This is a genomic window from Flavobacterium frigidimaris (genome assembly GCF_002217275.1).
Classification (GTDB): Bacteria; Bacteroidota; Bacteroidia; order Flavobacteriales; family Flavobacteriaceae; genus Flavobacterium; species Flavobacterium aquidurense.
Window position 1 is genome coordinate 20,329 of the sequence record NZ_MUGV01000014.1, and the last position, 14,093, is coordinate 34,421.

Consider the following 14,093-nt stretch of genomic DNA (forward strand, 5'->3'; position numbering starts at 1 on the left):
ATCACCCTTTATGGCTGAAAAATTGACAGATACAAACGATAATTTATTTAATCCGGCAGCATCAAAAGCAGCACGTTTTGATAAAGGCGCAGCAATTAGAAAATTGGTGCCCCGTTCAAGTCATGCCGAATGGAATCCGTCTGAAAATCGGGAAGATCCTGTCGAAATTTTGATCAAAACCAGTATCGGAAGAATGGAAAATTTAGTGCCCTTACGATACAGCCGAATGATGGAAAGTCCGTTTACATTTTTCAGGGGTGCCGCTGCAATTATGGCTGCTGATTTAGAAAATACGCCAAATACAGGAATTGATCTCCAGCTTTGTGGCGATTGTCACTTGATGAATTTTGGCGGATTTGCAACTCCGGAACGAAAACTGGTTTTTGACATTAATGATTTTGATGAAACATTTCCGGGGCCCTGGGAATGGGATATTAAAAGACTAGCTGCAAGTTTTGTAATTGCCGGAAGATGGAGAAAATTCTCCAGTAAAAACTGCAAAGAGTTTGCCTGGCACGTTGCCGATAGTTACAAGAGAAATATGTTGGATTATAGTCAACTATCAGCGCTTCAAATTTGGTATGCTGATATTGATCTTGCCGAATTGATTGAAAAAGGGGACGATGAAGAGCTCAAAGAATTTCAGCAAAAGAGATTAAAAAAAGCATCAGAGTTTACAGCCCATGAAAAAGAGTTTGCAAAAATGACTTATATGGAAGGAACCCGGGCCCGAATAAAAGACGAACCACCTTTAATATACCATCCAGCAGGAGAACAATGGGAACGACTTGAAAAAGAAGCAACAACCATTCATAAACGGTACATGGAAACATTGTCTGACGAGAAAAAAGTACTTCTTATCCGATATGCTTTACATGATTTTGCCGTAAAAGTAGTTGGCGTTGGAAGTGTAGGAACACTTTGCGGTATTAGTTTATTGATGTCTGCAACAGGCGAACCTATTTTCCTGCAGTTTAAAGAAGCCAGGCAAAGTGTGTTAGAACCTCATGTAAAAGCAAAAGGCAAATACAGTCATCAGGGCGAACGAATTGTCAGAGGACAAAAATTGATGCAATCTGCATCGGATATGTTTTTAGGGTGGACAAATGATAGCCAGGATAAGTTTTTTTATATCCGTCAGCTTCGTGATGCTAAAGTGAAACCTGTTCTTGAAATCATGAAATCCAAAAATATGGCCGATTATGCAAAAGCTTGCGGTTGGGCGCTGGCAAGATCGCATGCACGTACCGGTGATCCTTCCGTCTTATCAGGATATCTGGGCAAAGGAAATGAATTTGCTAATGCCATTGCAAAATTTTCGATTTCGTATGCCAATCAAAATGACGCTGATTATAATAAAATGCTGGAAGCAATTAAAGAAGGAAGATTGCCAATTTCAGAGGAAATATAATTTTCATTAATTATTAAAATTGAATTTATGAACAAGAAGTTTTTGTTTTTGATGGGTCTTGTGATATTGACAATCACAGCAAAAGGCCAGACACAGCGTATTGATTCAACAGCTGTTTTTCTCTTACATCGAACAAGTGAAACTTTGCAGGATATAACCTCTTGTAGTTTTACAACCGTGACTACATACGATGTTTTTAATGATAACTTAGGATTGATAAAACATGCACTAAATGAAAAAGTAACTATGAAGTTTCCAGACAAAATGAAGGTGGTATCTTCAGGAGACAAAGGAAATAAAGGGCTATGGTACAACGGTAAAACCCTGAATTATTATTCATTTGATAATAATACTTATGCCAATACAACAGCTCCGGGTTCTATTATTGAAACCATCGATGAGAGCAGTAAAAAATTCGGAATAGAATTCCCGGGTGCCGATTTTTTCTATCCTGATTTTTTGAAGGATTTATTCGCAGAGCAGGGCAATTTAGTTTTTTTAGGCAAAACAATAGTCGACGGACGCGAGTGTTTTCATATTGCCGGAAGTGATAAAACTAAAAGTTTCCAGTTTTGGATAGGCAATGACGATTTATTTTTACCTGTAAAACTAGTTATTATCTATACCAGTGATAAAGACAAACCACAATATGAAGCGATTTATAAAGATTGGATCGTAAATACAGATTATCCAAATTCCATGTTTGAATTTATGACACCTCCAAAATCAACCAAAGTGAAGTTTGCACCCAGAGAAACTAGTAAATAATTCAAAAAAATCAATTGTCATGAAATTATACAATTCAAAAAATAAAATATCGATCATCGTTGCGGCATTATTTGCAATACTGATGATGATACCTGAAGAAGCAGCTGCCCAGCGTTTTGGACATTTTCCACCACCGAGACCTATGCCGCGACCAATGCCAATGCCGCACCCGATGCCACATCCAATTCCGCCAGGTCCGGGTCCGGTTCGACCAATTCCGCCAAGGCCATTACCGCCACCGCATCCTTATCCAAGGCCATTACCACCGCCACCATTTCATCCTTATCCGGTGCCGTATCCTTATATCTATCACCCATTTGTACCTTATTATTGGGGGCCAACCTGGTATCCGATAGGTTTCTTTGCAGCAACTTTAACCACTGCAGCGATTATTATTACGGTTGAAAACAACCAATACAATTATGATGACGGAGTTTATTATGTTAAAGATTCCGGAGGTTTCAAAGTTGTTCCTGCTCCATTAGGCGCCACAATTTCAGAATTACCTAAGGGATATGTTATCATTACGGTTTCTGGAACAGACTATTACTATTATGGAGGAACGTATTATGCAAAAGCATCTGGTAAATACAAAGTAGTAAATGCTCCTGTAGGTGCTGTGGTGACCCATCTTCCTGAAGGAGCAGAAGAAAAAACCATTGATGGTCAAAAGTACCTTATTTATAACAATGTTTATTACCAACCGATTTCAAAAGAGGGTCAGGATAGTTATGTTGTTGTTCAGGGAAAATGATGCTATAGCCTTTAAAGATACTTTAAATGAAATAAAGATGAAGTACCTTTAAAATAAGTAAGAATTTTATCCACTCGGTTATGTTAATTAAACAAAATGATTTATCTTTGAGTGTATGGTAAGGAATTGTAATATAGGAAGTTGTAATTTTTTAACAACTGTTTAACATGATTTGCCTTTCACACTAGATTTGATCATGATTTTAATAATGTCACATTAAACGAATTTAATCATTAATCTAAATACCACAAAATGAATATTAAAAGAAAGAATCTTCGTATTATCCCATTTTTTGTAATGGGATTACTTATCAGTTGTTCTCCAACTGTAAAAGTAACTACTGATTATGACCATTCAACTAATTTTGGCGAATACAGAACTTTCACTGTTTACGATTTGAAAGCTCAGGAAGGTCAGGTAAATCAACTTAATGTTGACCGTGTTGCAAAAGCTATTCGTGCCGAAATGACTGCGAAAGGCTTTACGGAATCAACTTCTAATCCGGATTTAAAAGTAAATGCGGTCTCTATCCTAAAAAACAAAACACAAGTTACAGCCGATACTAATTTCTACGGTTATGGTGGTATGTACCGTCCATACGGATATTGGGGTGGTGGCGCCATGATGGGCGGTGGTTCAACAACATTCAATTCGTATGATTATGTTGATGGTTCATTGATTATTGATATTGTATCTACCAAAACAGGTAAGCTAGTTTGGCAAGGAATAGGGAATGCTCAAATTGATAGTAAACCTGATAATCCGGAAGAATTTATCAGTGGTGCAATTAAAAAGATACTGGAAGGTTTTCCTCCGGGGTTAGCCAAAAAATAGCTGACAAGTTTATAGCTTATAAATTTAATGTATAAGGGCATTCATACTTATTTGTCTCGGCAAATAAGTATAGCCTTTTCAACGACTCCCCAAGTCTATTCTTTTAATTTACTTTAAAAGAAATACCTTTTAAAATTTAAGCCGGAAATTATGCTCGATATAGTACTCTCTCTTTTCTTTTTTATCGCTACGATAGTTGGTTTTGCGACTTCATTGATGGTCCTTTTTTCAAAAAAAAACTATTCAAAAAGTTTCTTTTTAGGGCTATTTTTGTTCAGCCTGGCTGTTGTTAGTGTTTATAATTTTTACTTGTCGGCCAATACTTTTAAGCCTTTTCCGGATCTGTTTATGATCACAAAATCCTTTATATTTTTAGTAGCTCCTTCCGCTTTTTTATATGTAAGAAGTGTTTTGTTTTCGGATAAGATATTTAGAAAATATGACTGGTTACATTTCTTGCCTTTCATCTTCTATTTTAGTTTAACATTAATTGTATGGGTTGATAGATATATCGATCTTCCAATCCTTAATAATTTGGCAATTAAAATAAAAAGCCCGTTTTCGATGTTAAGTCTAACCATTTGGCTGATGTATGCTTTTTGTCAGACTATGATGATTTTGAATTATGATTTGAAAAAATTCAAAGTAGATCACTTTAACAGAATAAAAGTTTTAAGCTGGATCCGACTTTATAATTTGATGATCTTGTTTTTGTTTTCGACACTTTTTGTACATTATTTTTTAGTAAACCGTGTGGATAGTGTAGATTTTTCATGTTATATCCTCATTTCTTTAGTGCTTGTTTTTACCGTAGGATGGCTTTATTTTAAACCACAAATTTTCTATGACAATAATGAAATAGAAGAGGTAATTGATAGCAATGAAGTAAATGAGAATTTTGACTTTGATCAGGAAGAAAATCATTTGGTAATCATCAAAACAAATGAGACAAAAAATAGTTTGCCAATTGTAAAAGAATTAACAACAGAAAAAAAACAATTATATCTCGCCCAATTAGAAAACATCTTTGCTGTTAAAGAGCTTTTTCTGAAGAAAGATTTAGTGATTCGGGATATTGCTGAAGAGACCGGAATATCTGTACATCATCTTTCAAATTTAATAAACTCAGAATTTAACCTTCATTTTCAGGATTATGTAAACCTGAAAAGAATTGAATATTTCAAAGACAAAATAAACGACCCGGAGTGGAAAGATTTATCTCTTGAGGGAATGGCGTGGGGGTCTGGTTTTAAATCTAGAACAACTTGTTTTAGGGCTTTCATCAAACATACCGGAAAATCACCTTCAGAATATTTTAAAGTAATCAGAATAAATCCTGAAAAAGCAACTACTTATTATTTAAAACAATCTTCAAACTGAAAAAGATAAAGTTTGTAGAGTGGTTTGTTAGGTCTTATTAATTTTTAAAGCAGAAATGATGAAAACCAAATTGAAACAGAGACAAACAATAACAACATTACTATTACTTTTCGTTTCTTTTATAGGACAGGCACAGCTAAAAGGGGGCCATATTTTAGGCGCCATGGGATTGCAGTCCGGAACACAAACACCTGCTAATACACTTAGCGTCTATATTCCCGGATATATTTATTCGGCTTCCTCTTTAAAAGATGCCAATGGAGATAAAGCTATTACAAATCCGGATCTTACTATGGTTATCACCGGTGCTGGCGTGACATGGGTAAGCGATTTTAAGATTTTAGGAGCAAATTACGGAGCAACTGCTTTGTTGGCTTTTGCATCTAATACAATTCAGGGCAACAATGCAGATGTTAATAATAATCTGGCTTTGACAGATACTTATATTCAGCCAATACAATTAGGCTGGCATAACAAACGAGCCGATTTTGTAGCAAGCTACCAATTGTATTTGCCAACGGGAAGATTTACAGCGGGAGCTTCAGATAATAGTGGTTTAGGAATGTTCATGAATGAATTCTCAGCCGGAACAACTTTATATTTTAATGATAAAAAAACATTTCATTTTGCGACTTTGGCTTCTTACGAAATCAACGGAAAAAAGAAAGATACTGATATCAAAACCGGAGATATTTTAAGTATTGAAGGCGGTTTAGGAAAAACATTTTATATGATGAATGCCGAAAAAACAGCTCCAAAAGGAATATTGAACGCAGGTTTAATTTATTACTTGCAATATAAAGTAAGCAGTGATAAAATTCCTGTTCCAATATTAGGAATTGTTGAAACTGATAAAGATCATGTAGCCGGTTTAGGTGCGGAAATCAATTATTTTGATATTGGTTGTAAAACTTCAGCCGGATTTCGTTGGATAGGTGAAATTAATGCCGTGAACAGATTTCAGGGAAATACATTTTTCTTGACGCTTGCACATGTTTTTAGTTTAAAGAAGGAATAGTTGAAATAGTTTCGAAACTGCTTTTTTTAATCTTGAGGTGTTTTATAATGAATGCAAGTAAATTCTAAGTTGTTTAAAGTATATATTGAAATTCTAATATGAAAAACACCAATCTCTTCCGAAAAATGCTTCTCACAAATGTTTTTTTACTTCTATCATTCAATGTGATGCTAGGGCAAAAACAACATATCAGTTTAAAGGATTCCATAGATGGAGCGGTCGATTTAAGCGACTACCTAATTTATGCGCATGGTTTTATTGTGGTTCCAACAATTATTACGGAACCAGCTTTGGGCGGAATTGGAGGAGCGGTTGTGCCAATTTTTCTTAAAAAGCATGAGCCGGTAATTGATGAAAACGGTAAAAAAAGATTTATAAATCCGGATATTACCGGAGGAATTGGAATGTATACCGGAAATAAAAGCTGGATGGCAGGAGCATTTCGTTCCAGTACTTTAATAAAACCCAAAATTTTATATCGTGTATTTGCTGCTTATGGCGATTTGAATCTTTCCTTTTATGAAAATCTGCCAAATGGGGCTGACAAGGAGTTTAAACTTAATTTTAGGTCTACTATGTTCTATACACAGTGGTTAAAACAGTTTAGAAATGCAAAATGGAGTGCCGGGCCGCAATATTTATTTTTAAATTCAGATATCACATTACCTGATTTAAACCTCAATCTCCCACCTTCCTTTGTCAAACCGAAAGATATAAAAAGCTTGGTCAGCCAGTTAGGAGGTGCTATTCAGTTCGATGGTCGCGATAATATTTTTACTCCCGATAAAGGTATCAGAATACAATCTGATTTTTTCTGGTCAGATGATGCCATTGGTTCTGATTATGATGCCTGGCGTGTAAATCTTTCAGCAATTGGATATTATCCTATTACACCGAAATTAATTGGAGGATTACGATTAGAAGGTGAACAAGCTTTTGGTAGTCCGCCATTTTATCTTTTACCGGGAATTAATTTAAGGGGAATTCCAGCTGCCCGATACATGGGAAAAACGAGTATAGTTACAGAAGCCGAATTTAGATGGGATTTGTATCGAAGATGGAGCCTTATGGCATATGGAGGTCTGGCAAGTGCTTTTGATGATTGGGATAAAGCTTTTGCTAAACCAGTTGTGTATAGTTACGGATCTGGTTTTAGGTATTTGTTGGCCCGAAAATTTAAATTAAGAATGGGTGTTGACGTAGCAAAAGGCCCTGAAGATTGGGCTTATTATATCGTTTTTGGAAGCAATTGGCTGCGATAGTGGAAAAGAACATAGAAAATAGAGAAAAGAAAATAGAAAAAGAGACAAGAGAAAAGAGACAAGAAAATAGATAAAAGAAGCAAGAGAAATTCCCGATAATAACTATCGGGAATTTAAATATAAATTTGTGCTAATATGCGAAATTTGTGGTTGAATAAATTTTATTTCTTCCAGTATGGTTTGATAATTTTATTGTTTTTACTGCATAATCCAAAGAGTATAATTGTTGCTAAAGCACAAAACACAATTGCCTGTATGGATCCTTCGGGACCAAATGCACCACCGGTAATAAATTCCGGACCTTGTATTTGAGCTTCTATTAAGCTATTTGTTTTTTCATTTCCAGATGTGATGGCTCCAAAAATTCCTGATTGTGTAAAATTCCACGCAAAATGCAATGCAATGGGCATCCATAAATTGCGGCTGTACATAAAAACGGTTCCAAATAAAAACCCCGCAGTTGTAATACATAAGGCAGAAATCAAAGTGCCATGAGGATTTGCAAGATGTAAAACTCCAAATAGAATTGAGGAAATGGTCAGCGAAATATAACTTCCAAGCTTCTCTTCCATAATTCTAAATATAATGCCACGTATCAATATCTCTTCAATAATGGCAACGGTAAACATAATCGCCAGCGGAATCAGGATAAATGAAATTGGATTGATCTTCAAAACCGTATAACTTCCGTTAAGATAGATGACTAAAATAGTAAGGCATTGCAGTGTAAAACCAATAGCCAGTCCAATAAAAAGATTTTTCGCCAGTCCTTTTGCAGCTAATTCTGTTACAGTTCTTTTGTCATATTTTTTAAAGAAAATAATATAACTCAACACGCATGATGCAGAAACAAAAAGTCCTTTTAGAAGATTTCGGTAGTCTTTATCAAGAGGGGTCAAAGCAAGTAATTTTGAAGCGATTTGTTGTCCTATAATAACAACTGCCATAAAAACAAGTAAGGCAAGAATAATTTTGACTATGGGCGAGTTGAATGTTTTTTGTTTTAAAGTAAGGGTTTCCATTTTGGATTCGTTTAATGATTTATGATGAAACAAAAGTATGTTGCACCAAAACCAAAAAATAGAATGAAATTTGCCTCTCTTATAATTTTTGAAATTGTTTGGGTAAAAATCCGGTTTGATTTTTAAATGTTCTTATAAAGTGGCTTTGATCCGCAAACCCACATTGAAAAGCAATTTCGGTTAAATTAATGCTGCTGGATGCTATTAGCGAAAGCGAACGGTTTATTTTGATTCTTCGCATGTATTCACCCAAAGTACAGCCAAAATATTTTGGAAAATGTTTTGAGATCGTAATCGGATTTAAGTTTAAAACCTGTGCCAGATCATGCAGGTTTGGATTTTCATTCCAACAATCATTCAACAGTTCATTCAGGCTTTTGACCCAAAATGGGCTTTTTTCAAATTTTTCCAAATGTGAATTAGAATTGGTCAATTGCGCAAATAACATTGTAATGGTATCGCTGGAAAAAGAATCGCCAACAAGACATTCTTTAAAAATCTTCAGAATCAAAAATTTGGTCAAGGTTGAATTTTGTATCGATTTTTCAATGACAGCTTCCGTTATTTGAAGTTCCTTCAGAAGATTTTCTCCAATTTCAATATTGATATTTTTAGAAGGGAAAAGCGTTTCGTGATTCAGATGCATTTCGTCACTATGATAAAATAATAAAGAACCAGGTCCTAAAACTTCACTAAAATTTTTTCGTTTTTCGGTAGTTCCACCTTTCAGAAAAAGCGTTAGGTGCGCGTTATTGTGCGAATGCCAGCCTTCATATACTTTGTTTTGATACTCCGTTTCAACAACTGCAATTCCCTGCGTATTGTTGAAAATGTTTTTGGTATTACCTAAATATTTTTCTTTCTGGAGTTCGAACATTTCAAGTTTTTTGTAAATCAAAACAGGAACCAAAATACCATTTATTTGTCAATATAACTATCACTTTTATAATTGTTTGCAACGCTTTTTCTTTAGGGTAACAATCAAGCAAAATTTATCTCATTCTCTAATTCACACATTCTATAATTGGCACATTCTCTAATTCACACATTTTCTAATTGACACATTTTCTAATTGACAAATTATCTAATTATCTAATTGCCACATTATTTAATTAGTATTTGCATATTTTGTAAGGTTTTATAGATTAATAAAAACATTGTGTAAAAATTAACGGCAAAGCGTTAGTTTTATTAGCTAATATTTAATTGATTTGTAACAAAAATTAATTAAAGGTTACTAATAAGTTAACTATTTAAATCATTGATTATGTATAAAATTACGATGAAATCAGTTTTTGTGGCATCAGCATTTTTGGTTGGTGTAAGCAGCTGTTTTGCACAAGATGTTTTAGTAAATTCATTAAAACTGAATGCGAGTGATAAAAGTAAAGAGAACTTTAAATTCACAGAGCAAATTAACCTTGGAACAACTTCGGTAAAAACACAAGGTTCTTCAGGAACTTGTTGGAGTTATTCTACCAATTCATTTTTAGAATCGGAAATGATTCGTTTAGGAAAGCAACCTGTAGAATTATCTCAGATTTATTCAGCAAGAAATGTGTATGTAGAAAAAGGGATTAATTATGTGCGTATGCATGGTGCCGTAACTTTAGGTGATGGAGGTGCGCTACATGATGTAATCAATATGTACAAAAAATACGGAACTGTTCCGAGAGAAGCTTACACAGGATTAAACTACGGAACGGATAAAAATAAATTTGGAGAAATGGCAGCGCTTATTGAAGGGGTCTTGACTGCTGTTGTAAAAAATCCAAATGGAGAATTAACACCGAACTGGCAAAAAGCATATGCTGCGGTAATCGATTCCTATTTAGGCAAAGTGCCGGAAAACTTTACCTACAAAGGAAAAAATTATACGCCACAATCTTTTGCAAAAGAAGTGGTTGGAATTAATCCTGATGAATATGTAGAAATGTCATCTTTTACAACTTCTCCATATTACGAGAAAACAACCATGATGGTGCCGGACAACTGGTCATTTGATCAGGTTTACAATATAAAAGTAAACGACATGACAGATGTTATTGACAATGCATTGAAAAAAGGGTACACTGTAGCTTGGGCAACTGATGTAAGTGAGAAAAGCTTTAGCTGGAAAAATGGTGTAGCCTATGTGCCTACAAAGAAATTTGATGACATGACTGCAGATGAAAAAGCAGATATGTTTAACGGGCCAAAACCAGAACCAGAAATTACTCCTGAAATGCGTCAGGCTGCGTTTGACAATTACACAACAACAGATGATCACGGAATGCATATTATTGGTCTTGCAAAAGATCAAACCGGAAGAGAATATTATATCGTAAAAAATTCATGGGGAGAAACAAACGACTACAAAGGTTTCTTGTTTGTAACCAAAAATTTTGTGAAATATAAAACAACTGCCTTAATGGTAAACAAAGGTGGAATTCCAACTGACCTTGCTAAGAAATTAGGAGTTTAAGATTTTATTCTGATTTTAGAATATTGAAAAGCGCTACAAGAAATTGTAGCGCTTTTTTTATAAGTAGAAATTGTCAAAAAAAATAGAAGAAATCCGTTTCGTACTATATTTGATTTTGCACCTGTTTGAAGTGTTTTGTTATTGAAAAACAGCACTTTAACGTTTTTTAAGGTTGTTTATGGGTATAATAAAATAAAAAAAGGAACTATAAGTACCTTTAATTAACATATTAACAAACCCAACAAAATCACTCTAATCATCATGAAAACTTATGCAGTAAATTTTACACTAATTGCATGTGTTTTTTCTTTTAACTGTTTTGCACAGCGTGCTACTCCAAGCACTTCTGTCATTGCATCAATAGCAAACACACATTCACAATCTGACAATAAACAAGACAATGATCTTGTTGTTGATTATTACCATGTTGAAGAAACTATTAATATGACATTCGGAAGAAGAATTACAAAATATGAAGTTTCAAAATTAGATATGGTAAATACATACGACCTTGGTCCAAATAACACCAGGACGGTAACACCGGTTTATAGAAAAGCCAAAGTAAAACCAACAGAAATTGCCATGCTGTCAAAAGCAATAAAAGACACCGTTTCTGTATCTATTTCTCCGGTTAAAGTTGCGATGGTTGCACCAACCCCCAAAACGAAATACCTCACCGTAAATCGCACAAAAACGTACATGCAAGTAGTAGACAAAGGTTATACTTCGGTAGATATGCTTAAAAAAGTTGCAGATCAACATTATTTTGATGGAGAAATGACTGCGGCGGCTAAAAATTATGCACAACTACTTGAGATATCTTCAGATTTAGAGCCATCCTATTATTACAGATATGCTCAATCATTGAAAGAAATTGGTCAAGCAGAAAAAGCCAACGAAATGATGGTATTATTCGAAAGTAAAAACATGGTCAACAAAATTGCGAAAGAATAGTTCCACGTATTCTAAGAGCAAGAAAAAAGACTATCATGGAAGTATGATGGTCTTTTTTTTAAGCTATCCCTCTTGGGCTCGAACCAAGGATAGTTATGGTAGAAAGATTAATACTTTAACTGGTTTTACTTTTTTGAGTACACAAATTCTTTAAAATAAAAAGCTAATCTTACGGATTAGCTTTTTTATATTTTTCGTGGGAACTACTCTTTATTTTTTCAACAAATTTATATACCTTCTTTCTAAGCTGTAATTCCGTTGCTTTTTTCTTATGCTCTCTATTTATTTTAAAATTGTATGAAATCTGTAATTCAGCATTGACATCCTTCTTAGTTATATAGTCTGGAAAAGAAATATCAATTATACATGTTCCCTTAACCCCATCAATATCAAAATTATATTTTAAAGAAACAGAAGCAAAAATAAGTTTTGGATGATATAAATTATTTTTAAGTAAAATATGATTTTGTAATTCCTTACCGTTTAGCTTTAAAGAATCTATTTCATCCAAAAAATCTTTAACATCAGCATGAGCTTTTTCATTTTCATCTAAATAAAGATCAATATCAGTTATAGAGACATAATCCAAATAAATACAGAATTTTGTTGTAAATGCATACAAAAACTGTATTCTGTTTTCGTTGGTAAAACCATTAAACTTTATTCTAATAAAATCATCATCAGGCTTTATGATTTTTTTCTCTTTTAAAATCTTCTTAACCTCTCCACTCAAAATACTATTTACTAAAATAGTTTCTTTAGAAGTAGAATCTTGCTTTACTGAAAGTTCAATATCTCCATCTTTAGATTTACTTATATAAATTGCCCCATTATGCAAACTTTCACTCTCGTTCCAGTTTTCTAGTAGATTTTGTTTCTTAATTTGATAACTAAAAATAGCTTCTTCTTCTTCAAAATAAAAATGAGGTTTTCCCACTAAACTAAAGCCTGGATCATATTGATGTAGATCATTTATTAATTTATTTAAATTAATATCTTCAGAAAAAACATCTTTCAGATCTAAATCTGCGGCACATTTTATTGTAGCAGTCCTATACTTAACAGTCTCATCTTTTACTTTTTGAACTTCCCACAAATCATGGAATTCGCTCGGACTTAGTAGTGTTTTCATTAACAGTGGCACGGAAGAATTCTTCTCTGAATGCCCTAAAAAGACACCCTTCTCCTTAAGCATTGAATTAAGGTTCGCAGAAGTAATACTCCCATTTGTTAAAAATTGTCTTATCCTATCTCCCTGTGGTAAAATATCTTTCTTCATATTTAGTAGTTTCTAAAATCTTCTGTATGCTTTTTCAAAAATAAATTTTTATTATACTTATAATTTCCAAATCTTAACAACTCCTTCTGCACAATAGGCGAGTGTTCTAAATCATTAAAATCTGGAAACGATAATATAATAGAAGAAATAGAACCCAAATGATCAAAGCCTTTAGCAAAATCTAAGAGTTTACTACAATTATCACTTGAAAATTCATCTTTTGAAAAGATCAAAAGCTCAACTTTCCCTTCTCTCTCAATACGTACTGGTATAATATCAGAAAAAAGATATTCGAGAGGTAAAAAATCTCCAAAACTTTGTGATTGCAAACTAATATTGTTCAACCCAGTGTTATGATAAACAAATTTCAAATTTTCTTTTCCAAATTCTTTTTTAGCATTTTGAATTGTTTCAACAAAAAAGTTAAGCCTATTATTATCTAAAACAATTATTTTATCAAATACTAAATCACTATCAAATTGAATGTTTGAAACTTCAGAAATTATATTTTTATTTTCGTCACTTTTATTAGACGCCCAAACTAATATCCCAAAAACCTCTGTTTTATTTACATTCGAAGAACCAAAATTTGTTTCTGCCGATAGTTTTGAGTTTTTAAAACACTCCAAAGTATGTGCTAAATCATTAAAATGTTCTTTAAAAGTAGTCTTAGGTGAATTAGGATAAGCCTTTGAAGTAAACTTAGAAGAAATAACGCCAACATCAAGAACATTATCTTCCATTGGACTAACCATGCTGACAAAAGCATCTATTCCATGTGTCGTTCTATTTCCCTTAGCTTTTTTATCTTTATGCTTAAATGGTTTATTGCAAGTTATAGATTCCCCATGTAGAACATTCCCATATCCTAAAATATCTCTAAAAAAATAGTCAACTATCTTTTCTCCCTTTTCCCCTACTGACTTAGGATCAACACATATTGTTGT

At 33.6% G+C, this 14,093-nt stretch carries 13 protein-coding genes; 9 read left to right on the plus strand and 4 right to left on the minus strand.

The features are described from left to right. The first annotated feature begins 10 nt into the window (after nucleotides 1-10). From B0A65_RS07505 to B0A65_RS07535, 7 genes are all read left to right on the plus strand, one after another. The gene (locus B0A65_RS07505) at nucleotides 11-1,411 is read left to right on the plus strand and encodes a DUF2252 domain-containing protein (RefSeq protein ID WP_074660013.1); all 1,401 of its coding nucleotides are present in this window, start codon (nucleotides 11-13) and stop codon (nucleotides 1,409-1,411) included. A gap of 27 nt (nucleotides 1,412-1,438) precedes the next feature. Continuing rightward, nucleotides 1,439-2,179 carry a DUF2092 domain-containing protein gene (locus tag B0A65_RS07510; RefSeq protein WP_074660012.1) on the plus strand — a complete coding sequence of 247 codons (741 nt, stop codon included), beginning with the start codon at nucleotides 1,439-1,441 and terminating at the stop codon, nucleotides 2,177-2,179. 19 nt (nucleotides 2,180-2,198) lie between these two features. Beyond that, on the plus strand, nucleotides 2,199-2,933 hold the full coding sequence (locus tag B0A65_RS07515; RefSeq protein WP_123890298.1) for a DUF6515 family protein: 735 nt from the start codon (nucleotides 2,199-2,201) through the stop codon (nucleotides 2,931-2,933). A gap of 252 nt (nucleotides 2,934-3,185) precedes the next feature. Next, on the plus strand, nucleotides 3,186-3,767 hold the full coding sequence (locus B0A65_RS07520) for a DUF4136 domain-containing protein (RefSeq protein ID WP_074660010.1): 582 nt from the start codon (nucleotides 3,186-3,188) through the stop codon (nucleotides 3,765-3,767). Nucleotides 3,768-3,917: 150 nt separating this feature from the next. Then, the gene (locus tag B0A65_RS07525; RefSeq protein WP_074660009.1) at nucleotides 3,918-5,147 is read left to right on the plus strand and encodes a helix-turn-helix domain-containing protein; all 1,230 of its coding nucleotides are present in this window, start codon (nucleotides 3,918-3,920) and stop codon (nucleotides 5,145-5,147) included. A 55-nt stretch (nucleotides 5,148-5,202) separates the two neighbouring features. Beyond that, the gene (locus B0A65_RS07530) at nucleotides 5,203-6,165 is read left to right on the plus strand and encodes a SphA family protein (RefSeq protein WP_083370443.1); all 963 of its coding nucleotides are present in this window, start codon (nucleotides 5,203-5,205) and stop codon (nucleotides 6,163-6,165) included. A 125-nt stretch (nucleotides 6,166-6,290) separates the two neighbouring features. Next, complete coding sequence (locus B0A65_RS07535; protein WP_242670252.1) at nucleotides 6,291-7,427, plus strand: BamA/TamA family outer membrane protein; 1,137 nt, start codon at nucleotides 6,291-6,293, stop codon at nucleotides 7,425-7,427. Nucleotides 7,428-7,588: 161 nt separating this feature from the next. On the opposite strand, the gene B0A65_RS07540 is transcribed toward B0A65_RS07535, so the two are convergent. Both B0A65_RS07540 and B0A65_RS07545 read right to left on the minus strand, forming a co-directional pair. Beyond that, nucleotides 7,589-8,449: a CPBP family intramembrane glutamic endopeptidase gene (locus tag B0A65_RS07540; RefSeq protein ID WP_074660006.1), complete on the minus strand. Its 861-nt coding sequence runs from the start codon at nucleotides 8,447-8,449 to the stop codon at nucleotides 7,589-7,591. Between the two features lie 79 nt (nucleotides 8,450-8,528). Next, a complete protein-coding gene (locus tag B0A65_RS07545; RefSeq protein WP_089069619.1) occupies nucleotides 8,529-9,326 on the minus strand; it encodes a helix-turn-helix transcriptional regulator in 798 nt (265 codons plus the stop codon). Between the two features lie 390 nt (nucleotides 9,327-9,716). Between B0A65_RS07545 and B0A65_RS07550 the strand changes: the two genes are divergently transcribed. Both B0A65_RS07550 and B0A65_RS07555 read left to right on the plus strand, forming a co-directional pair. Next, entirely contained in the window at nucleotides 9,717-10,913 is a 1,197-nt protein-coding gene (locus B0A65_RS07550; protein WP_074660004.1) for a C1 family peptidase, read from the plus strand. A gap of 261 nt (nucleotides 10,914-11,174) precedes the next feature. Beyond that, nucleotides 11,175-11,867, plus strand: coding sequence for a hypothetical protein (locus B0A65_RS07555; protein WP_074660003.1), 693 nt, complete (start codon nucleotides 11,175-11,177; stop codon nucleotides 11,865-11,867). A gap of 169 nt (nucleotides 11,868-12,036) precedes the next feature. Here B0A65_RS07555 and gapS4b read toward each other — a convergent pair whose 3' ends face one another. Further along, the gene (gene gapS4b / locus B0A65_RS07560) at nucleotides 12,037-13,146 is read right to left on the minus strand and encodes a GapS4b family protein (protein WP_074660002.1); all 1,110 of its coding nucleotides are present in this window, start codon (nucleotides 13,144-13,146) and stop codon (nucleotides 12,037-12,039) included. Nucleotides 13,147-13,148: 2 nt separating this feature from the next. Further along, on the minus strand, nucleotides 13,149-14,093 hold a 945-nt coding region (gene gapS4a / locus B0A65_RS23235; RefSeq protein ID WP_089069620.1), incomplete at its 5' end, for a GapS4a family protein.